The 23,770-nt window shown below is 51.0% G+C and carries 16 protein-coding genes, 1 tRNA gene, 1 other RNA gene and 1 pseudogene; 9 read left to right on the forward strand and 10 right to left on the reverse strand.

The features are described 5' to 3' along the window. The first annotated feature begins 29 nt into the window (after positions 1-29). An RNA gene (rnpB, locus tag F1728_RS14940) (RNase P RNA component class A) lies at positions 30-405 on the forward strand. A 264-nt stretch (positions 406-669) separates the two neighbouring features. Beyond that, on the forward strand, positions 670-1,119 hold the full coding sequence (locus F1728_RS14945) for a hypothetical protein (protein ID WP_155364783.1): 450 nt from the start codon (positions 670-672) through the stop codon (positions 1,117-1,119). Positions 1,120-1,305: 186 nt separating this feature from the next. On the opposite strand, the gene F1728_RS14950 is transcribed toward F1728_RS14945, so the two are convergent. The 5 genes from F1728_RS14950 to F1728_RS14970 form a co-directional block, all read right to left on the reverse strand. Next, the gene (locus F1728_RS14950) at positions 1,306-2,277 is read right to left on the reverse strand and encodes a DUF1559 domain-containing protein (protein ID WP_145443263.1); all 972 of its coding nucleotides are present in this window, start codon (positions 2,275-2,277) and stop codon (positions 1,306-1,308) included. A gap of 346 nt (positions 2,278-2,623) precedes the next feature. Beyond that, positions 2,624-2,708, reverse strand: a tRNA-Leu gene (locus F1728_RS14955). 185 nt (positions 2,709-2,893) lie between these two features. After that, positions 2,894-3,637 carry a DUF6891 domain-containing protein gene (locus tag F1728_RS14960; protein ID WP_228030776.1) on the reverse strand — a complete coding sequence of 248 codons (744 nt, stop codon included), beginning with the start codon at positions 3,635-3,637 and terminating at the stop codon, positions 2,894-2,896. A 27-nt stretch (positions 3,638-3,664) separates the two neighbouring features. Beyond that, the gene (locus F1728_RS14965) at positions 3,665-4,339 is read right to left on the reverse strand and encodes a DUF6304 family protein (protein WP_155364785.1); all 675 of its coding nucleotides are present in this window, start codon (positions 4,337-4,339) and stop codon (positions 3,665-3,667) included. Then, positions 4,336-4,593, reverse strand: coding sequence for a hypothetical protein (locus F1728_RS14970; protein WP_155364786.1), 258 nt, complete (start codon positions 4,591-4,593; stop codon positions 4,336-4,338). The genes F1728_RS14965 and F1728_RS14970 overlap by 4 nt, the downstream gene beginning before the upstream one ends. A gap of 269 nt (positions 4,594-4,862) precedes the next feature. On the opposite strand from F1728_RS14970, the gene F1728_RS14975 reads away from it, so the two are divergent. Beyond that, on the forward strand, positions 4,863-5,111 hold the full coding sequence (locus tag F1728_RS14975; protein WP_155364787.1) for a hypothetical protein: 249 nt from the start codon (positions 4,863-4,865) through the stop codon (positions 5,109-5,111). A gap of 189 nt (positions 5,112-5,300) precedes the next feature. Here F1728_RS14975 and F1728_RS14980 read toward each other — a convergent pair whose 3' ends face one another. Together F1728_RS14980 and F1728_RS14985 are read right to left on the reverse strand one after the other, a co-directional pair. Continuing rightward, entirely contained in the window at positions 5,301-6,266 is a 966-nt protein-coding gene (locus F1728_RS14980) for a trypsin-like serine peptidase (RefSeq protein ID WP_155364788.1), read from the reverse strand. A gap of 140 nt (positions 6,267-6,406) precedes the next feature. Further along, positions 6,407-7,882 carry a trypsin-like serine peptidase gene (locus F1728_RS14985; RefSeq protein ID WP_194242835.1) on the reverse strand — a complete coding sequence of 492 codons (1,476 nt, stop codon included), beginning with the start codon at positions 7,880-7,882 and terminating at the stop codon, positions 6,407-6,409. A gap of 538 nt (positions 7,883-8,420) precedes the next feature. Here F1728_RS14985 and F1728_RS14990 point away from each other — a divergent pair. The 5 genes from F1728_RS14990 (at position 8,421) to F1728_RS15010 (ending at position 15,495) form a co-directional block, all read left to right on the forward strand. Next, entirely contained in the window at positions 8,421-8,702 is a 282-nt protein-coding gene (locus F1728_RS14990; RefSeq protein ID WP_155364790.1) for a hypothetical protein, read from the forward strand. A gap of 95 nt (positions 8,703-8,797) precedes the next feature. Further along, the gene (clcA, locus tag F1728_RS14995; RefSeq protein ID WP_155364791.1) at positions 8,798-10,180 is read left to right on the forward strand and encodes a H(+)/Cl(-) exchange transporter ClcA; all 1,383 of its coding nucleotides are present in this window, start codon (positions 8,798-8,800) and stop codon (positions 10,178-10,180) included. A gap of 100 nt (positions 10,181-10,280) precedes the next feature. After that, on the forward strand, positions 10,281-13,082 hold the full coding sequence (locus F1728_RS15000; protein WP_155364792.1) for a PAS domain S-box protein: 2,802 nt from the start codon (positions 10,281-10,283) through the stop codon (positions 13,080-13,082). 135 nt (positions 13,083-13,217) lie between these two features. Continuing rightward, a complete protein-coding gene (locus F1728_RS15005; RefSeq protein WP_155364793.1) occupies positions 13,218-14,270 on the forward strand; it encodes a PA0069 family radical SAM protein in 1,053 nt (350 codons plus the stop codon). A gap of 13 nt (positions 14,271-14,283) precedes the next feature. After that, positions 14,284-15,495 (forward strand): leucine-rich repeat domain-containing protein, encoded by a 1,212-nt coding sequence (locus F1728_RS15010; RefSeq protein ID WP_194242836.1) that lies wholly within the window; start codon positions 14,284-14,286, stop codon positions 15,493-15,495. A gap of 16 nt (positions 15,496-15,511) precedes the next feature. Here F1728_RS15010 and F1728_RS15015 read toward each other — a convergent pair. Together F1728_RS15015 and F1728_RS15020 are read right to left on the reverse strand one after the other, a co-directional pair. Next, a pseudogene (locus F1728_RS15015) lies at positions 15,512-16,628 on the reverse strand (WD40/YVTN/BNR-like repeat-containing protein). 50 nt (positions 16,629-16,678) lie between these two features. Continuing rightward, a complete protein-coding gene (locus tag F1728_RS15020) occupies positions 16,679-16,948 on the reverse strand; it encodes a MoaD/ThiS family protein (RefSeq protein ID WP_155364795.1) in 270 nt (89 codons plus the stop codon). A 217-nt stretch (positions 16,949-17,165) separates the two neighbouring features. Here F1728_RS15020 and F1728_RS15025 point away from each other — a divergent pair, with 217 nt between their 5' ends. Then, positions 17,166-19,643 carry a peroxiredoxin family protein gene (locus tag F1728_RS15025; RefSeq protein ID WP_155364796.1) on the forward strand — a complete coding sequence of 826 codons (2,478 nt, stop codon included), beginning with the start codon at positions 17,166-17,168 and terminating at the stop codon, positions 19,641-19,643. A 328-nt stretch (positions 19,644-19,971) separates the two neighbouring features. On the opposite strand, the gene F1728_RS15030 is transcribed toward F1728_RS15025, so the two are convergent. After that, positions 19,972-23,715 carry a P-loop NTPase fold protein gene (locus tag F1728_RS15030; protein ID WP_194242838.1) on the reverse strand — a complete coding sequence of 1,248 codons (3,744 nt, stop codon included), beginning with the start codon at positions 23,713-23,715 and terminating at the stop codon, positions 19,972-19,974. Between the last annotated feature and the right edge of the window lie 55 nt (positions 23,716-23,770).

The following is a 23,770-nucleotide window of genomic DNA, read 5'->3' on the forward strand; positions in this document are numbered from 1 at the left end:
CTTACTTTATACTGGTCTGTTTGATAGCGGGAGCCGGCCAGGTGGTCGCTGCGAATCTTCGGATTCGGGGAGGAAAGTCCGGGCTCCACAGGGCACGGTGGTGGGTAACTCCCACCGTCCGCGAGGACAGGGAAAGTGCAACAGAAAGCAAACCGCCGGTCCGGTTCGCCGGTCCGGTAAGGGTGAAACGGTGCGGTAAGAGCGCACCAGCAGACCGGGTGACCGGTCTGGCTAGGTAAACCCCACCGGGTGCAAGACCAAGCAGAGAGCAGTCCCGGTTCGCCGGGACCTGGATCGGCCCGATCCGGTACGACTCTCGGGTAGGTCGCGCGAGGCAGCAGGCAACTGCTGTCCCAGATAAATGGCCACTCACGACATAACCCGGCTTACAGGCCGACTCCCGCTATCTTTCTCTCTCCGGGCCGGCGCCATCAATATCACATGCATTGCAAATCAACGTGTTGTCAAAAAGATTGTAATATGTTCCAAATTATGCAATAATGACACACATGGGTGTTGTTCAAATGATGTGTGAATAGTTCATAAGTCTATATGGATAAATGATATAAGATTAATCGATAATTGATTGGCACGGCGAGTGCATTAGTATTCTTTCATCAACAAAAAGTTAGCCACTTTTAAAACAACCCAACATTAAAGGAGATAATGATGAAAAAATTCGCAATCGCATTTGCTGCACTGGCCGCTTTGACTTTCGTAAGTAATGTCACTTTTGCTGCAGAACCTTTCTGTGGTACCAGCAGCTATTACAACTCGAAGTACAACAATAATACTCGTTACGATTACACTGCCAGCCGGTATGACCGGAGGTATAATGACTCGTACTATCGAGCCAATGATCGGGATTACCTGGATCGTTACCGGACAACTGCTCCGTACAATTCATCGCTGACTGACCGGCTCAACAGCCTGTACAGCACCTATTCGAACCGGCCTCTGTTTAACGACGTCAACTACCGAAGTCGTACGAACTATAACACGTTCAAAGCCAATCTGAATAACTATGATCACTATGACCGGTATGACTGTGGTACTTACGATCCGGATCTGTATAACCTGAATCGTCTGAGTAACAGCGACTGGCGTTACCGTCGCTAAGCGACTGCGGCGGGAATGAAACAGGTAAACCAAACCAGCACGCCCCTGATCGGGATCTTCCCGGTCAGGGGTTCTTCTGTTGATAGATGACACTACGAAAAAAACGACTGCAGTCGGAACAGTAATGTTCCACTGCAGTCGTTCGAGTTTCAGCGATTCAAGTATCAGGCGGAGATCAGCCCGGGATTAGAATTCTCCCAGAACCTGACCATCTGACATATAGGCCAGACGCTGACGTGTGGTGGCATCCAGGTTTTCGCTGATGAACCGTACGGCACCATCGGCCATGAGGATATGCATCCCGCCTACGTGAGTACTACCGGGCGAACCCCATTCGCCCAGGCGTCCGAAGATGGGAGTGCGGGCATAGGGAGTACTGTCCCAGCCACAGCATTTCCAGTAGTTGATGTAGAGGTTGGGCGGTGTAGCGAAATCGATACCCAGGCCCACGTGTTGTGCGGTGGCCCACGAGTTGGTTACGCCGTCAACCACTTCCAGGGTTGTCTCCACGACGGCTGCCGTGTTACTGGTCCCATCTTTGACATCGCGAATCCGGCAGGCCGAGTTCGTACCGAACATGGTACGGGTGGTTTTTGAAATGCTGACCCAGGTCGGGCAGGAGTTTGCTTCGTTCACAACGAAGTCATAGCTGGTCCGTGCGGTATTTGCGACACCGGAGCCATAAGTCGTATCTGCAGCACCATAGAAACGCTGACCGTCGTCGGACGGGCAGAGCAGTGGTTGCAGGATGGTGGTAGTGAGAGCCGCGTTTCCGCTGGTAATGGCGCCGCCACCTGCCAGGGTACCGCTGCCGGTGTTTCTTTGACCGGTGGCTGCACTGAAGTTGAACTGGTTATACAGGGGAGCCTGTTCGAGGTAAGGCAGCAGGTAGAGCCAGCCTTTGTGGTTGGTCACATTGCTGAAGCCACACTGACCCGGGTTGGAGGTCGCGTAGGGAAATACCGAGAATGTTTCATTGTAGTTGTGCAGTGCCAGGCCAATCTGTTTCAGATTGTTTTTGCAGGAACTGCGGCGGGCTGCTTCACGTGCCTGTTGTACAGCTGGCAGCAACAGGGCAATCAGAATGGCGATGATGGCAATCACCACCAGTAGTTCAATCAGGGTGAACCCTTTACGTCGAAAGGTCGGGTTGGGCACAGCGATCTCCTCAAAACAGGGATGAGCAAAAACGAAAATAAAAGAATGCTTCATATATGAAGCAATCGGTGTGCCAGAGTCAGAAGCCTGGTCTGTCAGTTAAGAAGGCATGTGGCTCTATAATCAATGCTAAAATCAGCTTAGGTATTTTTCGTTCGGAGCGGGTCGAAACGACACTGGTCAGTGCAAGCTCTAAAAACAGGAGGCTGTTCTCGGTAATGCCGTTTTTTAAGGCAGAGTTGGTGATGACTGTACGTCAGCAGGGGTGAAGTTCTCTTGAGGCTGATGGGGAGGCGGGAAATGAAAAAAGGACTTACGACAACGTCGTAAGTCCTTTAAATCAAGGTGCCCAAGAGAGGATTCGAACCTCCACGTCCTTTACGGACACTAGAACCTGAATCTAGCGCGTCTGCCAGTTCCGCCACTTGGGCCTGTGGTGTATCCCTTGTGATTGTATCGACTTATGTCGAAGGAATCTCAAGGAAAATGGGGCTGAAAATCTCAGCCTCACAGGGAAGCAGGTATGTTATAGAGTTTCGGCTGCTTTTTCCAGTCAACGGGACGCGAAAAATCCGATAAGAGGGCGTGGAAAATATCGGAATCTGACAAAATTGATTCAGCTGTCAAAATCAACGGACCTGCAAGCCGGGTTGCGTTTCTGCCAGACTATATCGGTAACGCGAATGCGTTCGTTGAAAGTTCCGTCCCATTTGACCTTCAGACCAGCCTGCTCCAGTTCCTGCCGGATGATTTTGCCGATTTCCGGTCCTCTGGACTCTTCGTCCTCTGCTTTGACTGGCCCAAACGCCAGATAAAGATCATCCCCGTCAACCACCCGTTCCAGATCCTGATTGTGATAAAAGCAGTAACCGATGACGCTAGTGGGCTGGGGATGCTCCTTGAGAGTATCTTCGAAGATTTCGTAACCGTCGGACTGTGTGTTGCCGGCGTTCTGCAGGGCGATGATGCCCCGCTCGTTCAGTTTTGCGAAGACCTGATCCAGCTTGTCACAGTCGGTGACCTTGGGCCAGGTTTTCTGTGTCTGCATCCATGCTTTGATCCGCTTATCGATGGCGGCGGAGACCTGGTCTGCGTCCAGGTTGGAATCGTAGTAGATTTCATCGCAGATGATGCGCATCAGGTCAGCCTTGTCATAAAAGCCGGCACGGACCAGCCAGTCGATCTCGCCAAGCACGCTTTGATCCTGCAGTGCGGAGGGTTCGTGCGCCGACGGTTCTGCCGGAACAGGCTGAGTCGGCTCTACTGTCGCTTGCGGTGGGACTTTGGTATTGGCGTTCTCACCACAACCGATGGGCAGGCAGGTGAGTAGAAGCAGTGTTTTCCACTTTCGGTTCATCATTGGTGTTTCGTTTCGCTGTTCGGCGTCCTAACCACGATATCCCGTGCCAGGGACCCGGCGTTCAAATTCGTCACACAACCAGGTTTCCTGAACCTGGCGTTCAAAATGGTCATGTACGGGCCAGAAGTCCTCTTTCGATTTCACCTGCAGGTATTCCTGTTTAAGGTTTTTAAAACACATCATGCACCCGAATACCCCATTTCCCAGGGGACTGTAGTCTGAATACAAGCAATTAAAACAACTCTGGATAAAGGCTCCATCCGGTAGTTGCTTCTGAATTTCCAGAAGTACATCTTCCATATCGCTCGGCTTTGCGGAAGAGGCATATTTGAGAGAGTCATACTCAAGAGTAATCTGGAATCCCTCTCGATCTATGCCTCCGCGTTCGTTTTGCTTTCCCAACTCAAAATGAACTAAAAGATCAACGTTAGATAATTTATTTCGCTCATTCACCAATACTGGAATTGTGAAATCAAAATTGCAGTCGATCAGACAGTCATGATGAAGTCGAAAACGATCTGGCAGCCCTGTGGTTTGTACCGGTTCCAGATCATCAAACATCTTTCCCACGAATTCCCAGCCGTCCATCTTGATGTGGATGTCTGAACCATCGTTGGTCATAGTTCCGACAATCGAGCCTTCCCGGTCTGTGTATCGAAAGGGATGCTGTTCCAGCGTCGGTTTTTCTGTCGGGGGATTCACTTCTGATTCTTTCTCAACAGGTACTGCAGGAAGGAGCCGATGCCGGCGAACTTATATTCGGGGTCGACGTATTTTTCGATGACGTAGAACATGAAGTAATACAGGCGGGCGGAAGACCAGACGATAAGCAGGAGCAGTGCCGCGATCTGCCAGGAACGGGTTTCGAAGAGAATCAGTCCCGCGGCGAAAAGCAGGATCATCAGGAACAGGAATCCCTTGAGGTAGATCAGTTGTCGGCTTTTGAGGTCGGCCATGGAAAATGAAAACTAGAACAAATCCGCTATGAATGGCATAGAAAGATTGATCGCACTCAATGAAACAGAATCACATAAGACGGAATAGAAAACAGCGTGACGTATTTTCACATATCCATTAGACTTAATTCAAGTGCATTATTTTCTGGTTGTTTTTGGAGAGCAGCATGCGATTCTTGATGTTGTTGTTAACGGGATACCTGTTTGTGGTGTAGTTCCTTGCAATTCTGTTCGTGATAAATGCTTCCGTGGACTGGTATGATTTCAGTATGATCAAACCACAGCTTACCGACGAACAACGACAGGCACTCGATCAGCACCATGGGCTGCTGCAGGTCGACGAAGAAGGAAGAAAGTACATTCTGATGTCGATGGAAGTTTATCGGGAACTGATGGGAGTGGGGACTGATGCAGAACTCCAATCTTCCTTAAAGGCCTTAGAGACAGGCCTGGCTGATATTGAAGCTGGCCGCACCCGTCCTTTCCGTGATGTTCTGGCTGAACTTGACAGCGAATGAGTTACCGGGTTGAGCTTTCTCGTCAGGCCGAAACGGACATCAGGGCGACCTATGCTTATATCCGTGAGCACGGACCCGCTAACCCGAGTGCTTGCTGCGCTCGGCCCGAATTGCATTCGGGCTTACCCGCTGAGGATCGCTCTCGATTTAAAGAGACGATGTGCGCGTTTAGTGTCTGTCTGGAACCTATCAAAGCAGCTGGTTCAACCGGTCTGCGATGAGAGTGGAGGGGACGGCGTAGTTGGCGACCGAAAAGGTTCCGGTAAAATGAATGCCGACGACTTCCCCGGTCGATAAATTGACGACGGGCGAGCCGGAGCTGCCTTCGAGTGTGGAACAGTCGTGCGTGAGCTGTGACTCTTCCACCGTTTTCACTTTGCCCGGGGAGAGGCGTTTGACGCCAAAGATGCCCTGGAACAATTCTGTAATCGCTGGCCAGTTCTGCTCGCCGCTGGTTCCTCGCGGGTAGCCGATGGCGGCGACATCCGTACCTGGAGCGACGTCTGCTGCCAGTTGGAGTGGTGTGGCGGGGTTGTGTACTCCCATGGTGTTGATCTGTTGTACCTGGAAAAATGCCAGGTCAGGATCATCTCCCGGTTCGATATAGAGTACGTCCACGAGTTCAAACTCTTCTTCGAGTGGCGAGTGGTGTTCTTCGCGAAAGTCAACGTGTGCACTCATCAGCTTTAACTGCCGGTTCTTGCGAAAGCGAAAGCCTATGTTCGACTTCCGGGCGAATTCGATTGCGACGTGCCTGTTCGTTACCATGATCTCCGGTGCGACCAGCCAGCCGGTTCCGACCCAGGCCAGACTGTCGTGATTTTTGACTTCAATTCTACCGGTAGAGGCAATCGCCCGTTCGAGGTTCTCTTTCGCCTGGCTCAACTTCTGCTTCCAGATTTCAGAGAGAGGAACCTGATAGCTTCCGTTCTGCACAAACAGGGCCGGGCGAATGAATTCCTGCAGAGCCGTTCCCCCTTCGATGACATCCAGGTCGACGACTTGCATGTCTGTGATCACGGCGCTGATTTTGTCAAAGGTTAAAACCTGCGAGAACCGCAAGTCGGGTCTGACAGGCAGGCTTCCTGTACGGAGTTTGCCCAGTGTTTCCCGGGCGAGTGCTTCATCGTTGCGGAGAACGTCGAGATAAGGCATGTGCGTATTCCCATTGATAATGCCCGTTACCACAGTCTGCGATCAGCTGTATCGACAGAGAACATGATCCGGACACTGAGAGACCTGGCGGGCAACCTCACTCCCAGCATCCGGACAGTTCAATTCAGGTAGCACATTGCTTATTTGCCGGCCTTATAGGCGCTGGCACCTGCGGCGACACCGGCGAGAAAGACGCCTGCGAGAACCGGCAGGGCTTCAGTTTCCGGCTGAATGGTAGCGAAATATCGCTGCTGGTCGGGGTCAGTGACATCGAACAGGCCGTGCACGCCTCGATATAACGATTCAATACAGTTGGCATTCTCAACGTGTACTTTAATGCCACCCGAAACAGTGCCGACCGGTGTGGCGAGTCCGACGCCTCCACTACCATTGAAGCTGAATCCTTCCACAGAAAGTCCGACGCCGAAATCTCCTCTGCCAACCGGAGTAAAGACGGTGCCTCCTCCGCTGATACGGAAGCCTTCCATGCTGAGTGTGAAGTCTGTTGTGGTGAGAGTATTCGGGCCGGCGGCGGCCATGTTTTCTTTACTCGTCACGTGACCCCAGTGAGCGGCTGCTGCACCGGCGGCAACCCCAGCGGCAGCGACGAGCACCGGTACGACTTCCTGGTCGCAAGTGGCACTGAGGTTCGAGAATGATTTCTGCAGCGTCAGGATGTCATCATAGAACCCGGGTGTGCCCCCTGGACATTGAAATGCATTATTCATGCGTTGCAATTCGACTTCACTGACTTCTTCATCTCCGGCCAGGACCGCTTTGACATAACTGGCGACGCGTCCCCGGTTGAGCCAGAGTACGGCTGCGTCATCCAGCAGGGCTTCATGGCTCTGCAGTCCCATTTCAGCCGCGACATCGGAATGATTTGTGACGAGGTCATGCACAATCGCTGAGAGCAGAATGCCTTCATTGAGGATCTTTGTTTCCCCATTGATAAACTGGGGGCCACCTGCGTGATGCAGGGCAAATGGGCTGAAGTCGATCCCTCCCAGAACCGGAGAGCCGGATGATCCGGGTTCGGTATCACTGGTATACCAGACCAGTGTCTCACTGAGTTTGGCGAGTTCATTTTCGAAGCCGCTGAACTCTTTTTTCCGTCCGCCGGGATGCTGAATGACGACCGGGAAGTGCGTATTAATGTCACCCGGTTGGGGAGGTGTGGCTTTGGAGATATCGAAAAAGCCATAATCCTGCTCGGCGTTTCCGGCCAGTTTCAGAATCGTATAATCGAGGGCAGCATTGGTGACCAGCATTTCTTCGATGTCAAATGCGCGGGGGACGAGCGGGTTTCCATTGATGTCGTCTTCATACTGAAATTGTACCCGTGAATCTTCGGCGGTATGTGCATTGGAGATGACGTGATTATTGGTGATCACAAAACCGCCATTGACAATCCAGCCGGTTCCCAGCCCGGAGGGAGTAATGATGCGGGCAACGGCACGGCTAACTTGGGTTCCTCGCTGGAACCAGGCGATGGGCACTTTGTTATCGAATTGTCCGGCGGTTTTTTCCAGCCCTTCCACACTGAGGGCTTCTCTACCATTTTTGAATTTCTTGCGATCGGGAGCTGGTAGTTTGATACTTTTTTGAACTGTCATTTGAGTTTCCCCTGAAAAGCAGACATGAAAAAAGAGAATTTCCATCTCAACAGAGACGCTGCAAGATGTGTTAGACGACAATCAAGAAATTCCGATTTGCTACATGGGTTTGAACATTCATGTGTGTTCAACATGGAGCAGACGTTAACGAATACAGAAATGAATCAGGTCAGGTCCTGATGTTGGCCTGACAGATCAGAGTCGATTGAATGCTGGATTCACGGTTTGAACTTCCGTGCGAGTATTTGTGCCAACGTCATCCTGGGGCATTACTGAAACCGCAAATCCGACGGAAAACTGATCAATGGGAATTGTTTATTATTGAAGAATTAAAAAGGGACCCACGCTGGAAGACCAAAGTTGATTTCAAACTGGTGCGCGGGGACTGCTGTTGCAGCTCAAAAGAAGAGGTGGCTTCAGACATGAATGGATTCATGTCGCCGTGGTCTGTTACACTGCTTGAGAGTTGTGGTACCCGAAATCGGGTGCCGCTGGCTTGCTCATCGACGCCGCTCACCTCCAGTAACGGATGAAAACCATGGCCGGGGCCCCGATGCCTGTTTCCAAGCTGCTGACGATTTTCGCGGTGGGACTGCTGGCGGCTGCGGTGTGGCATATCGTACTTGTGGCCGGGCAGATCCGGCTGGAAATCCTTCCGGCGTTGAGCTGCGGACTGCTGGTCGGGTTGTTGATTGCAGCAGGGGGCGTTCTGAGGAAGCATCCCTGGTGGGGACTGGGTCTGGGAGCCGTTGCCTGTTATCTGCTGACGCTGGGATACGTGGTCTTCGTGAAGGGGATTCCCCTGGAATGGTTCTATTAAATCAGGGCTGGCTGGTGTACCATTGGGCCTCGAAAACTGCTATCTTACCCGTGTTGCGTATCTAGTGAGAAATGATTTTCACGAAAGCCTGAGGAATGGATGTAAACAAGGTGGAAGCCAGGCTGCGTCGGCACCTGGAGCTCAAACAAGCGATGTGGATTTATCTGCTGGCGCTGATCATTGGACTGGGCGTCGGTACGCTGGGGGCGGCCTTTCATTATTGTGTCGAACAGTCCATTCAGATCTATCAACTGATCGTGGAATTCCTCTCCGGTTATTCACTGCTGACAGTGCTTGTGGCAGCAGTCGTGGGTGCCGTGATGGTCGCCCTCTCGGCCGTACTCGTCCGCAAGTATGCACCAGAGACTGCGGGGAGTGGTATCCAGGAAATTGAAGGCGTGATGGGGGAGCTGATGATGCTCCGCTGGAGGAGCGTGTTGCCGGTGAAGTTTATCGGCGGCGTGCTTTCGATGGGCGCGGGACTGGTCTTGGGACGGGAAGGTCCCACGATTCACCTGGGGGGCTGCATTGGTCAGATTGTAGCAGAGCGGGCGCGTTCGGATAATCATACTTTGAATACGCTGCTGGCTGCAGGCGCCACCGCGGGATTAAGCGTGGCATTCAGCGCGCCGCTGGGAGCGATCCTGTTCATGATCGAAGAGGTACGTCACCGGTTCCAGTACAGCTTCGTGGCCCTGCATGCAGTGATCATTGCGAGTATCACTGCGAACCTGATTAACGACCAGGTGTTTGGTACCCTGCCCCAGTTACCGGCTCAGCTGCAGGCCTCGCTGCCTAAAATGGTGCCGCCGGAAAATATGCTGCTCACCTTTGTATTGACCCTGTTGCTGGGCGCGCTGATTGGTGCGCTGGGAGCGGGCTTCAATACGGTGCTACTGAAATGTCTGCATACAGCCGATCGCTTGAGTGCCAAAACGATGCTGTTGATCGCGGCTTCTGTGGGTGCGGTTGTGGGGGCTCTGATGGTCAGCGCACCGGATTATGTTGGCGGTGGTGAAGCGCTGGTGAAAGAGATCTTTGTCGAATCGCCTGTGCTCGGCGTGCTGATGGCACTGCTGGTGGTGCGGGCGGTGATGACCTTTCTGAGTTATTCCATGGGTGTGCCGGGGGGAATCTTCGCTCCCATGCTGGCCCTGGGGGCACTTTTGGGAACGAGTTTCGGATCACTGGCGAATCAACTGATTCCCCAGGTCGAATTGCAGGCGGCTGCGTTTGCGGTCGCCGCGATGGGGGCTTTGTTTGCTGCGACCGTGCGGGCACCGCTGACGGGAATCGTATTGGTTGCTGAAATGACTGCCAGCTTCCAGTTACTGCCGGCGATGATCGTCACCTGCATGACGGCCAGTATTGTTGCCCAGTCCCTGGGAAGTCGTCCCGTGTATGACCTGCTGCTGGAGCGGACGCTCCAGCGCCGCGGGTTACCACCTGAGACAGATGATACAGAAGAGTCCGCTTGAGTATGTGCTTTCACGCGTGTTCAACGGAATAATTGAAAAACGGATTGGTAAAGCGCAAGCGTTTATGAGCTGGCTTTTCCTGAAAGGATGATAGGGAAACATGTCACACGCTAAGACGTCGGAACTTCTGAATGAAGTGACCCGCCTCCGCCGCCGTGTCGGAGAACTGGAGCAGGAGCATCGCAGGATTGATTCTGCAGAAAAACCTGTTACCAGGGGGCCCGTGGGGGGCGCCTCGTATCAGACAGGTCGGGATCATTCGTTGCTCGACGCGCTACCTTGTGCCGTCTGTGAATGCGACCTTTCGGGGGAAATCCTGTTTGCGAACACCACTTTTGCAGAGTTGCATGGGTATCCGCAGGTCGAACTCAAAGGCAGGCATTATGCTGACCTGATTGCGGATCATCAGGATCATGATGCCTCTCGTCAACTACTCGAGCAATTAGCTGATGGACAGCTTTCGTCTCACTGTCAGGAGACGGTTCATCGTCGTCAGGACGGCAAAAGGATTCCGGTAGAGGTTAAGTGGCGCAGTCAGAGAGATGGTTCAGGCGCGGTTTCCGGGCTGCTGGCTGTCACAACAGAACGTCGCACGGATAAGTCCAGTCGGGGGCAGGAAGCAGACCTGGCCGGTCAGTATTTCAATCTGGTCCGTGAAATGATATTGGTCGTCGATGCTGATGAAAAAGTATCACTGATCAATCAGCAGGGTTGTCGGCTCATGGGTGGCGAAGAGGCCGAGATTCTAGGCAAGAACTGGTTCGATAATTTTCTACCCGCTGATAACCGGGAGGAAGTCCGTATTTTTTTTCACCAGTTTATGGAACAGGGGGCGGTTCAACCCGTCGAGTATTATGAAAACGATGTGTTGACAGTTGACGGAACGGTAAAACGGATCGCCTGGCACTTTTCGATTTTGCAGGATGAGTCAGGAACGAATATTGGGACTCTCAATGTGGCCGTGGATATTACGGAACGGTTGGAAGAACAGCAGACGCTGCGCGAAAGCAGACAGATATTCCACCAGATTTCTGAGCATGTGCATGAGATGCTCTGGGTGAGTTCAGCTGACTTGCGAAAAATATTTTATGTCAGCCCGAAATATGAGGAGTTCTGGGGACAGCCCTGTCAGAGTATCTACGACGATCCCACTATTTGGATCGAACGGATTCATCCCGACGATCTGGAATCCCTGATGGAGAGTATGAACCAGAAAATTCAAGGTGATTTTTCCAGTACGCATTTTCCCCAGTTCCGGGTCGTGCACCCGGATGGGAGTTTCCGCTGGCTGGAAGCTCGCTCCTTTCCCGTCTACAACGAACAGCATCAAGTGACCCGCATGGTCGGGATTGTTGAGGATATTACTCAGCGGAAGCAGGATGAAGCTGCGATTCTCAAAGAGAACGAACTGCTGGAAGAGCGTGTCCGTCAACGAACAACCCAGCTCGCACGTAAGACGGCTCAGTTGAAAGCATTATTTCAGGGGCTGCCCGACCAGGTACTGGTAATCAACCACGAGGGAGAGATCGTTAACTTTAATGGCAGACATCGGGAGTATCTATTTTCCAACAGGGATCTGTCGTCAGGTAGTAAGCTCAAGGAACTGCTTCTCGAAGAAATCAGGTTGCCGTTTACCGAAGCGATTCAACGGGTGCAGGCAGACAGGAAACGGGCGTCGTTTGAATATCCACTGACGGTAGACGGTCAGCAGCGCTGGTGTCGGGCCCGGGTGCAGCCTTACCTGCAGGATGAGATTCTGATCATAGTTGAAGATATCAGCGAACAGAAAATGTCTGAAATCGAACTCAACAAGACGCATGATAAACTGTCCGAAGCACAACGACTTGCGCATATCGGTAGTTGGGAATGGGACGTTGCGGACGACTCTCTCTGGTGGTCGGAGGAAGTCTTCCGGATTTTTGATCTTCCTTCGGACACATTTCGACCCACTTATCCGTCCTTTCTCGAGACAATCCATCCGGAGGATCGGGGACTGTTGGAACGAGTTGTGGAGCAGTCGATTTTAAATGACCTGCCCTACAGTATCGAACATCGGATCATCCGTCCTGACGGGGAAGTGCGTTATGTACACGAACGGGGCGCCGTGAAAAAAGATACCAGGGGCAACGTCATCAGCATGCATGGGACCGTGCAGGACATTACGGAACGGCAAATGGCCTCCAGCAAGATGCAGGAATACCGTGACATTCTGGCGCATGCTTCGCGGCTGGCGATCATGGGCGAACTGACGGCAGGCATTTCACACGAACTCAATCAACCGCTGACGGCAATGGCGAATTACAGTTCGGCCATGAAAACACGGATGGAGCAGGGGCAGGATGTTTCGGATCTGGTGCAGCGGATCGAAGCCCTCTCACATCGCTCAGGGAATATTGTCCGCCGATTGAAGTCGATGGCCGAAAAGCGACCACAGGAACTGATGCGGTTTAACATTCTGGACAGTATCCGCAGTACGCTACAGTTGATTGAATATGAATTGCGCCAGAAAAAGATCGATGTGCAGATGGCCGGCGAATCCCGAATGTCGGTGGTCTATGCGGACCGCGTGCAGATTGAGCAGGTGCTTTCCAACCTGTTTATAAATGCGATGGACGCGATGTCCGAGATGCCTGTATCACGCAGGTTGACAATTGAAGTTGCGCCGGCTGGCGAATTCATGGTGCGGGTCACCGTCTCTGATAACGGTCCCGGAGTGCCTGACGATTTTGTCGGGCAGCTGTTTACGCCATTCACGACCAGTAAACAGGGCGGACTGGGAATCGGCCTGTCGCTCAGTCGCTCGCTGGTGGAGGCTTCGGGGGGCAAAATCTGTTACAGCCCGAAGTCGGACAGCGGTGCGTCGTTCGACGTGTTTCTACCCTGTCGTAAGATGGATGAGTGAGCGGAAGCAGTCGTAACTTTACGGAGCTAAACGTCGTCAATTTTGCATCTTTGAAAAAGATCCTTCCCTCCTGCCAGTGAATTGCCTATAAACAAAGTGTCAGGTGTTTTGTTTATTTGTTGATTCGAGCGAGTCATGCGGCACGGTTCTCACATCAATCCCCCCAACCGGTTTGAGTCGAAGTATGCCGAACCGGATCTGGAACAGCTGGAATGGGATGACGAATATCTCTCCCGGCCCCGGAGGATTGAATACCTGGACGATCATTCCAAGTCGATCGTAACCGAGAACGATTCGCCCGATCTCAACTTTCGCTTTAGCATCAATCCATATCGGGGTTGTGCGCATGGTTGCAGTTACTGTTACGCACGGCCCTTTCATGAATACCTGGGGTACAACGCGGGGCTGGACTTTGAAACGAAGATCATGGTCAAGCGGGATGCGCCAAAGCTGTTTCGGGACTTTCTGAGCCGCAGCGACTGGCAGCCCGAGCTGATTGCTTTTTCCGGCATCACGGACTGCTATCAGCCCGCGGAACGCGAGTTCCAGCTGACGCGACAATGTCTGGAAGTCGCGTCGGAAGCGAATCAACCGGTGGGGATCGTCACGAAGAATGCGCTCGTCGTGCGCGATCTGGATATTCTGCAATCGATGGCGCAGCGGTCGCTGGTGAATGTCAGCCTGTCGATCACGACGCTCGATCCGGAGCTGGCCCGCGAGATGGAACCCCGTACCAGTATTCCAGCGGCCCGCTTGCGGGCGATTCGCGAGCTCTCCGCGGCGGGAGTGCCGACGAAGGTGATGGTCTCGCCGATTATTGCCGGTTTGAACGATCATGAAATCCCTGCGATTCTGCAAGCGGCGAAAGAGGCGGGCGCGCGCTCGGCCAGTTATATCATGCTCCGCCTGCCGCTGACGGTGGAGCCGGTGTTCCTGGAATGGCTGGAGCGGACGCAACCCACGCGGAAGGAGCGGGTCATCAGCCGGATCCGACAGACGCGGGACGGGAAGCTCAACAGCGCCGAGTTCGGCACGCGGATTCGTGGCACCGGTGAGATCTCTGAGCAGATTGGCAATCTGTTTCAGGTCTTCGCGCGCAAGCATGGTCTGGATGAGCGGTTGCCGCCGTTGGACTTTACGCAGTTCCGTCCGCCGACAACGGGCAAAGGACAACAGTGGTTGTTTTGAGGGAGCCTCTGCAATGACCCAACCCGAACCCAACCAGAAGCGCGTGAGCCGCCTGCGTTGGGTCTGGCGTGGAATCGGGCTGGTGGTTGTGGCGGGTCTGGTGCTGTTTGTCGTGCCTGGGATTCGGCACAGCCGGGCAATTCAACAGTTGAAATCGAATCCGAAAATTACGATCGAATCGGAGCCGAATTGGGTATTGGGCCAGTTGCCTTATGCCTGTCAGAACTGGGTTCAGGGGAATGTGAGCCAAGAGGTTTGGAACTCATTGCAGCGGCCCTTCGAAATCAACTGCAGTCAACAGGCACTCAGTGACTCCGACCTGGCTGCCATCGGTCGTATGACGAATCTGAAATTTATCGATTTGAGTGACGCTACGTTCTCTGAGAAGGGTTTTTCTCAACTGGCGGGTCTGCACAAATTGAGGGCACTGGTCCTGAACGGATCGAGTATCAATGATGCGGGGCTGTCGCATCTCGAAGGGTTCGCAGAGCTGGAGACTCTCGTGCTGGGGAACACCGCGATCAGTGATCGTGGTCTGCAGCATCTTCAGAACCTGCGCCGACTGGAGTTTTTAGATTTACATGAGACCGCAATCAGTGATGCCGGCCTGATAAATCTGAAGCGGCTTGACAACCTGCAGCGCATTACATTGTTTCGGACTCAAGTCAGCGATCAAGGGTTGATCCATCTTGCGGGGCTGAAGCAACTGTCGGGGCTCTATCTGACGGGCACTCAAGTGACGGATGCGGGACTGGCCCATCTGCGAGAGTTAACCAATCTGTATGAGCTTGGCCTGAACGAGACCCGAATCACAGATGCAGGACTGAGACATCTGGCCGGTCTGAAGGCACTGCGAATCCTGGATCTTAATCAGACTCAGATCAGTGATGCAGGGCTGCAGGAACTGGAAGAGCTCACAAAGCTGGAATTTCTTTTCCTGGGGGGAACACAGGCCGGGAATGCAGGGTTAGAAATTATCTCGAAACTTCCTCAGTTGCAGATCCTGGTAATGTCTGAGACGCCAGTGACTGATGACGACCTGGTTCAATTAGAGACTCTCAAGAATCTCACGCGGCTCAATCTGAATCAGACCGGGATCACGGATGCAGGTCTGGTGCATCTGGAGGGCCTGACCAGACTGAGTTCACTTTATACGGAGAACACCCGAGTCACCTCCGCGGGCCTGGCCCGGTTGCGTAAGAAGTTGCCGAAACTTACTGATTGAGTTTCGCTATGGCTGATTACGCTTTGGCGAACCTTACGCAGTAGATGGGGGGGGAGGTTGCTGGAGATGGTTTGCCAGGAGTCGCCGCCGTCTTCTGAGATCCAGAGGTTACCGGTGGTGCTGCCTACGGCGAGGACGTCGCCGCTGTCATCCACGTCCAGGGCGTGGCGGTAGACGATATCGTAACTCTTACCTGTTGGCAGGCCTTTGGTGAGGACCTGTGAGGTCTGGCCGCCGTCCGTGGTGCGGGCGATGACGAACTTGCCTCCGACGGGAACGCGGTTCTCGTCTTTGACCGCGGGAACGAACCAGGCAGTATCGGGACGCTGCGGATGGACAGCGACCGCGAAACCGAACTTCGAAGGCTGGATGCCCTCGATGGCGTGCCAGGATTGAATGCCGTCCGTGGTGCGAAACACGCCGTTATGATGTTGAACCCAACAGGTGTCCGGTCGCGAGGGGGACTGCACCATGCGGTGCGGGTCCTGCACGTTGGGATTATCGGCCTGTTCGGGGGGCATGTAATCGGCGAACATGCCGGTGGTCTGACAGTTCCAGGTGGTGCCGTCGTCCTGGGTCACCCAGACGCCACCACAGGAGATGGCGACTGCGACCTGCTGACTGTTCTTCGGATGCACGCAAATGGAGTGAATGCCGGGATCGTCTTTGCCGCCGCCGAACCATTGCATCCGCTCGGGAGCATTCCACAATGATTCGACCAGCTGCCAGCTGGTGCCGGCATCGTCGGAGCGGAACAGTCCGCCGGGAATGGTGCCGCACCAGAGGCGGTCGGGCTGATCGCGGCCCCCGGTTTCCAGCGACCAGATTTCATTCAGGCTGGCGGGCTTCGGTTCTCCGTTGGCGGTAAACGGGTCTGCCCCTTTAACGGCGCCCTCCGGATAAGCGGGAGGTGTGAGTTCTTCCCAGATCGCTCCCTGGTCGCTGCTGCGGTGCAGTTTTACGCCGAAGTGTCCGTGGTTCAAAGCGGCATAGGTCATCCCGTTACGGGGATTATGCAGCGACATCGAGACGTGGGCACCTTCGAAATCGTGTCGACCGATAGACCATCGCCCAGAGTGTCGTTTGAGATGAAACAGACCTTTGCGTGTGGCGACGTGCAGTCGAGCGCTCATGCCGACACCTTTCTTTTGTGAATTCAGAGAGCCGAGAATTGAGGTTTAAATTAACCGCCGGAGAGTGCCTGCATCACGTAAAGTTCACTGTCTGTCGAGACGGCATCGCTGAGATGAACCCGGTCGACGATGGTTTTGCCGTCGATAAAAATCACCATATGCTGCCGCAGCCGATTCTGGTCGTCGAGAACGTAACCCCTTAGCTGCTGTTGATTTTCAAACACCTGGTCCAGTGCTTCACGTACGGAAGTACCGGAGACCTCCGCTGCAGCGCAGGCCAGGTGGCGTTCCAGGTTGGGGGTAAAACAGACTCGAGCCATAACCCGGGTATGCTAATCTGAACATTAATTTCAGGCAAGCAGAAATCCTGTGTGAAACGATGATATCAGTCAAAGTGCATCTTTCCGGCAATTGTCCGCCGATTCTGTCGGGGAGGATCGACATTCCGAAACCGGCGGGGGTAAAATGGCGTAACGTGCGCGGTTTTCGCCGCGATGGAATCATAGCTTCAATCATTCCAACAACTGAGTGCTAATCATGAGTATGACCCTCCCCGCATCCCTGCAGCGTTGCTTCCTCTCCCTGACCACAGCCGCCGGCCTGCTCTGTTTCTCTGCCGGACCCGTGTTGAGTGCCGACAAGACCGAGGCGACAAAAGAGAAGTCAGCCGAAGCCGAGTCGACCGCCAAGGACTCTGCTGAGTCGGACGACGTGCTGGCGGGCCATTCGTATCATGGTGAAGTCTTCAACGAGGGACCGCGGCGGGCTGCTTACCTGATGGGAGGCACGGGCGATGTGCACTTCGACGTGACAGTCAAGAATCCGGAAGCACAGAAGTTCCTGGACCAGGGGCTGGGACAGCTGCACGGGTTCTGGTACCTGGAAGCCGAGCGTTCCTTCCGGCATGCGGCCAATCTCGACAAAGACTGCGCGATGGCCTTCTGGGGCGCTGCGATGTGCAACCTGAAAAACGAGAAGCGGGCCAAGGGGTTCATCGAAGAAGCAAACAAACGGCTCGACAAGATCACGCCGCGCGAGAAGAAATATATCAAAGCGCTGGAAGACTACATCAATGCCGACAAGAAAAAGAGCAAGGAGCGCAATGAAGCATATACCAAAGCGCTGGAAGACCTGATCATCGAATATCCCGATGACCTGGAAGCCAAGGCGTTCCTGGCGGTGCACCTGTATCAATCGCGGTCTGCCAGCACGAGCTATGTGGCGGCGGAAGCATTGCTGCAGGACATTTTCGCTAAGAACCCGATGCACCCTGCCCACCACTATCGAATTCATCTATGGGATCATCGCAAGCCGGAGATGGCGTTGACCTCGGCAGCGAACTGCGGTCAGTCCTCCCCCGGAATCGCCCACATGTGGCACATGCCCGGTCACATTTATTCGCGGCTCAAACGCTACCAGGATGCGGTCTGGCAGCAGGAAGCTTCGGCTCGTGTGGACCACGCCCACATGATGCGGGATGCGGTCATGCCGGACCAGATTCACAACTATGCCCACAACAACGAATGGCTGATCCGCAACCTGATTTTCATTGGTCGCGTGCACGATGCTGTGGATCTGGCGAAGAATATGATCTCACTGCCTCAGCACCCTAAATACAACACACTCAAAAAACGGGGGAGTGCCAAGTACGGACGCATGCGTCTGCTGCAGGTGCTGCGCACCTACGAACTGTGGGACGATATTATTGCACTCAGCCAGACACCTTACCTGGAGCCGACCGAAGAGGAAGACGAACAGCTGAATCGCCTGCGTTACCTGGGACTGGCTTATTTCCAGAGTGGTCGCGCTTCCGAGGGGGAGCAGGTGATCGCACAACTGCAGAAACGGTTAGAGACTCTGGAGACTGAGAAAACCAAAGCGGAGGCCGACGCAGAGCAGAAAGTAAAGAATCCCGAGAAAGCCGACGACAAGCAGACGGACGAAAAGTCTGACCCCAAAACAGACGAGAAAAAAGACGCAAAAAAAGACGAGAAGGCCGATTCCAAAAAGAAAGCCGCCCCGACCGAGAAGGACATCAAAGCGGCGAAAGAAAAAGCGGGTAAGCCGTTTGTGGCCCGCATCAAGAAAGTACAGAAACACATCGATGCCCTGCAGGGGCACCAGGCGATCGCAGCGGGTGACTTCAAGAAAGGACACGAGCTGCTGAAGAAAGCCGGTGGTGCCGACGACGTTTACCTGATTGTCGTTCAATGGAAATCAGGCGATGCGGAAAAAGCAGAGAAGGCCCTGCGGAAGCTGATCGGTTCGCATAAGAACGAAGTGCAGCCCCAGGCGACTCTGGTCGAACTGCTCTGGCAGTCCGGCAAGAAGGAAGAGGCGAAGAAAGAGTTTGACAAGCTGAGAAAGCTGTCTGCCACCATCGACCTGGATGTGCCCCTCTTCACTCGACTGGCGCCGGTCGCCGAGGCTGCCGGTTATGCTGGAGACTGGCGGATTGAAAACAAACTGGCCAGCGATGTCGGCGATCGCCCCGATCTGAAAACCCTGGGACCGTTCCGCTGGGAACCCTCCCCTGCCCCGACCTGGCAGCTCAAAGATGCGAAAGGCCAGCTCCGCAGTTCCGATGAGTTCAAGGGCAAGCCGCATGTGTTGATCTTTTATCTCGGTTACAGCTGTCTGCACTGTGCGCAGCAGTTGCAGGCTTTCGCTCCGATGGTCAAGGAGTTCGAGCAGGCCGGTTTCCCGCTGATGGCGATCAGCACTGACGACCAGGAAGGTCTGAAGACGTCCATCAAGAATTACGACAAAGGGGATTTGCCGATCCCGCTGTTTTCAAACAGCAAGCTGGATGTGTTTAAGTCGTTCCATGTCTACGACGATTTCGAAAAGCAGCCCCTGCACGGTACTTTCATTATCGATGCGAAAGGGAACGTCGTCTGGCAGGATATCAGCTACGAACCGTTTATGGATCCCGAGTTCGTATTGAAAGAAGCAAAACGCCTGCTGCCGCAGCACGGTGGTAAAGAAGAGCTGAGTGCCGTTTCCGGGAAGTGATGGAGCGTCAGTGATCTGAGCGGCAAAGCGCTGGCTGCCGGTAATTTATAACTGCGTTGTATATGTCACTGGGCGCTAATTTACGTAAATTTATGAGATTTGTTTGAATCACCAAATAGTAGTTACAGAAATCAATGTCAAGCGGCTTACCTGGTTCTCGGGTAGTATGAGATCAAGACAGGCATATTTGCCGCAGAGTGTCATTCTCGTGTTCTCTCATTTGTTACAGTATGTGGGGGGAAAAGAAAGACTAACCTGGCAACGGTTACCAGAATTTAGAGGTGAATTGATATTTGAGGCAGAGGGAATTAATTATAAATTTTTGTGATCATTCTTCACTAGAGTTTTCTTCTTCAACTTCAGTACTCTTATCTGAATTTTTCAAATCGGGATTTCGTTCAATACCAAAATATGACGCAATAGATGTAATAGTATCCCTGACGCCAGACTCATCAGACTCATCAACATAATCTTGCAAACGGTTAGTAAAATCCTGCACCTCGTATTCAGCACTAACCTTCTTCAGAAAGTCATTATTCTGGGCAGCAAAATGTTCCAACCAAGTCAGTCCTTTGTCTTTTTTCTTCTTCTTTATAATTGGTGTAAACAAAAAGGATAGAACCTGGTCAGTTGAAGCAAGAGCCTCTGCGTCATTTATTTCCTCACCATACATAGTGAAAAATTCATCACAGATCTCTCCATCTGCTTGAATTGCTATTCTAATAATTCGATCTCTTAGAACTTTTCGGGTTCCAGTTTCTTCAAGGCATTCTAAAATGTCTGTCCATTTATTTTGCATCCATTCTGGTGGTAATTTATCCCCATTGATTATTAGTGATACATGATCTTGAATTGCATCCGAAAAATTGTTGGACAGACTAGGTGCAACTCCTCTTTCAAAAAGAGTGATAACTAATGAGCAACAAGCATATTCATTTCGAAAGTCAGTTTTCCAAGCCTCTTCGCTCATTTCTCGCAATCCTTGTCTACACCAATTCACAAAGACCGGCACTTCATTACTTGCTTCAATTACTATGTCCAGATAAAGAAAAACATCCTTTGTATCAAATCCAGCACCAGAATTTATTATCAACTCACAGAAGTCTTCATTACTAACAAGTATTTTTAGTATGTTTCTAAACCGATTATTATCAGATTCATCATTCAGTTCTGACCTAAGTCTTTTCCAATTTTTCATAACGAAATCTGATGTAAATACAATTTCAGAATCATCAGACTCTGCTAATATCTTGAGCATCCCAAGTTTCAATAAATGAAATTTATCTTCCGTTTCAAATTCATAGTCACCTACAAGTTCTGAAATCAAATTAAAACGTTCAGACACTTCATAATAATTGGAAATAAACGAGTCAACTGGCGATGAAATAACATTCATCAGCATCTTAAAACCTGAGTCCGAGTTTCCTATTGAAGGTGATTTGGGAAGTTCTGGATTTACTAATTGCGAACACAAAATTATTGTTGCTTGTGCTGATTCATTATCCTCGTTTTTGGCATTGTGAAAATGATGATACAAATGGCCTGATTGAAAGATAGCTTGTAAAATAGTCAGAGCATCTTCGTCATTAAGAGTGTGCATCTGAAGCAGACCCGCTAGTAGGTTGGACACCTCGTCAATTGGTGCATTTTTATCTGCCTCAAGTCGTTGTTGGATCGCGGTATATATCGCTTGCCAAGAAGAAAATATTGCACTTTGATAAGTTATTTTAAAAGCAATGACATGAGAGTCTGAAAACTTACCAGATGAAATCGATGAAACTAAAGAGTTTGAAATCGAATCAAAATTTCCACTTGCCTTAAACCTAGATCTATATGGAATTAAAGTATTTGTTTTTTCAATTTCAGGACATACTTTGACCCATTCTTCTCCTTCAAAAGGAAGGGTTATCTTCTTCGGAATTATTTTATTGTGATTGAGTAACTCTACAGTTCTTAAAAATTTAGATAATGAATCAACTATTAACTTCGAATCTAAACGATCATCTTTCTGAGGTTCAAGCTTTGCAAATTCATTCAAAACTTTCGGAAGAATCTTCTTTGAAAATAGCTCATCATCCACCAAATTTAAGAGGGCACATATTCCATCTGGTTCTGTTTCTGTAATAGGTGACCATCTTCTCATTATTTTTGAAGCGAATTCAAGATATTTAATTATTTCTGCGCGTTCAGGACCAGCGAAATTGTCTAATAAACCAGATGATTTTAACTGTAAAGCAATGGTTGCAAGTCCTGCTGGCTCCTCTTCATACCATTTCGTTGAAGCAAGTATTTCAAGTACTGACCAAAATCCAGTGCCATGACGTTTTTCCAAGTCAACGAGATTTTTTGTGGTTGTGTCTTTAAGGGCGTTCGTGATCAATTCTGCAAGTAATATTTCTAGGCCTTTGATAGCTCTTACATTAAATGCAAGTCCTGCCAGACTACTTTTTAGTTCGTCGCCCAATAACCTCAAGTCATCATCTGATGGATATACGTCTCTCCGCATTTTATCTATTAAAGCTTGTTCCTTTTTTCGAGATAAAACATAGTAAGCAACATGTCCTATTGGAAATTCATGTTGCCATTGACGATGAATCGCGCCTATTTGATTAACATACAGTTTGAGCTCTCTTGGTGTCGGCGGATCACCATTTCGAGCTCTGCAATGATCGAAGACTCGATAGATTATATGTTGATCTTCAATGTGATTTGGAAGAGCACGCTCGACAAGCTTAAATAGAAAAGACTTCCAATCTGACAAAACAGGTGGAGCAACATGAAATCGGATTTGAAAGCTCTTATCAAGAAAAGATTCAGTAGTCCTTGTTACTTCACTCTTTCCATTTGACTCTAAAGAATTTGTACTCAGAGATGCAGAATCTATTTTGTTTGAAAGTTCATGTTCCTCCGGATGATTCCATAATCGACGCATTCGAATTGGATCATACGGTACAATTACCCATAGATATTTAAACCATTTCTCAAAGTCGTGGTTCCTATCATGAAGAAAGGTTTGAAGAGTTCCCCAAATCCCTAATGCTGTTTCGGCGTCAACACGGTCTAGATTATCTAAAACAAGCAATAGTCTTCGAGAATCATTTGAAAGAGATTCATTCATGAGATCTCTGAAGTACTCATCAAACTCTAAAGATGTTGGATCGGGTGTTTCGATTGTCTCTGTCTTTGTTTCATTGACTGTATGCTGAACCAGAAAAGCACCATTTGAAAATTCATCATCTTCTTCATCTTGAGATTCCGATTCATGAGATCTTATGCTGGAGTTGCCATTACGATAGCAATATCTAAACCGCCAAAGAGAAGCAATGAGTAGCAAAATGCCAATGCAAAAGAACCAATTCGGAGGCAAAAACCATTCTAACGAAACACCTTTACTCAGGCCCTCAAAGATAAAAGCTAAAGCAATAGGAACTAAGAAAACAGTGAGTGTTTGAACTTTATATCGAAGCCATAGCCAACGATAAAATAAAACTCCAAAGGGAGAGAGGGACAACAAAGAACCAAGAAAAAAAAACCAATTCACTGATAATAGCCAACCCAACGATACACCTTGGCGAAACCCTCCTGCTAAGAATGCCGTCCCTATGGGAACAAGTAATAGCGAAATCGCCATTGCCTTACCGAGTTTGGTAGGTTTGGGTATCATTTTAGTTGTTGTTGTTTTTCTTCGGTTTGCTAACTCCTCAAGCTTCCTTTTCCAAATTATTTTGTTTGCCCAGCCGTATTCAGTTAATGAAGTCGCAACAGTTTCGAGAAATGTTCGTCTTAAAGGGTCTCCCTCATGGGCCCAGGCATCGAATAAGACAACCGTGTAGTTTTCGTTACCTTTGAATCTATCTGTTATAAACTGAACAACGGTAGATTTCCCAGATCCCCAGCCTCCCTCGAGGCCAATTGCTTTCCCTCCCATCTCTGATGATTCAATCATGTTAGAAATGGCATCAGCAACTCTTCTGTGAGGCCCAACGTCATCTGGTGAGGCGAAAGCATCAATCGAGGAAGGAAGGTCGTTAAGAAGATGAGTTTTGCAGACTGTACTGGGTTCCCCGTCCATTATTTCCATCCAACATAAGTATACTTGTAAGGGCGTAATCTAGTTGTAGCTATGT

The sequence above is a fragment of the Gimesia benthica genome (genome assembly GCF_009720525.1).
GTDB lineage: Bacteria > Planctomycetota > Planctomycetia > Planctomycetales > Planctomycetaceae > Gimesia > Gimesia benthica.

What these genes read in the sequence shown, in the direction of transcription:
- F1728_RS14945 (WP_155364783.1), top strand. Translation starts at nt 670, where the DNA reads ATGAAAAAATTCGCAATCGCATTTGCTGCACTGGCCGCTTTGACTTTC.
- F1728_RS15020 (WP_155364795.1), bottom strand. Translation starts at nt 16,948, where the DNA reads ATGGCTCGAGTCTGTTTTACCCCCAACCTGGAACGCCACCTGGCCTGC.
- F1728_RS14980 (WP_155364788.1), bottom strand. Translation starts at nt 6,266, where the DNA reads ATGCCTTATCTCGACGTTCTCCGCAACGATGAAGCACTCGCCCGGGAA.
- F1728_RS15005 (WP_155364793.1), top strand. Translation starts at nt 13,218, where the DNA reads ATGCGGCACGGTTCTCACATCAATCCCCCCAACCGGTTTGAGTCGAAG.
- clcA (WP_155364791.1), top strand. Translation starts at nt 8,798, where the DNA reads ATGGATGTAAACAAGGTGGAAGCCAGGCTGCGTCGGCACCTGGAGCTC.
- F1728_RS14970 (WP_155364786.1), bottom strand. Translation starts at nt 4,593, where the DNA reads ATGGCCGACCTCAAAAGCCGACAACTGATCTACCTCAAGGGATTCCTG.
- F1728_RS14975 (WP_155364787.1), top strand. Translation starts at nt 4,863, where the DNA reads ATGATCAAACCACAGCTTACCGACGAACAACGACAGGCACTCGATCAG.
- F1728_RS15000 (WP_155364792.1), top strand. Translation starts at nt 10,281, where the DNA reads ATGTCACACGCTAAGACGTCGGAACTTCTGAATGAAGTGACCCGCCTC.
- F1728_RS15010 (WP_194242836.1), top strand. Translation starts at nt 14,284, where the DNA reads ATGACCCAACCCGAACCCAACCAGAAGCGCGTGAGCCGCCTGCGTTGG.
- F1728_RS15025 (WP_155364796.1), top strand. Translation starts at nt 17,166, where the DNA reads ATGAGTATGACCCTCCCCGCATCCCTGCAGCGTTGCTTCCTCTCCCTG.
- F1728_RS14960 (WP_228030776.1), bottom strand. Translation starts at nt 3,637, where the DNA reads ATGATGAACCGAAAGTGGAAAACACTGCTTCTACTCACCTGCCTGCCC.
- F1728_RS15030 (WP_194242838.1), bottom strand. Translation starts at nt 23,715, where the DNA reads ATGGACGGGGAACCCAGTACAGTCTGCAAAACTCATCTTCTTAACGAC.
- F1728_RS14985 (WP_194242835.1), bottom strand. Translation starts at nt 7,882, where the DNA reads ATGACAGTTCAAAAAAGTATCAAACTACCAGCTCCCGATCGCAAGAAA.
- F1728_RS14990 (WP_155364790.1), top strand. Translation starts at nt 8,421, where the DNA reads ATGGCCGGGGCCCCGATGCCTGTTTCCAAGCTGCTGACGATTTTCGCG.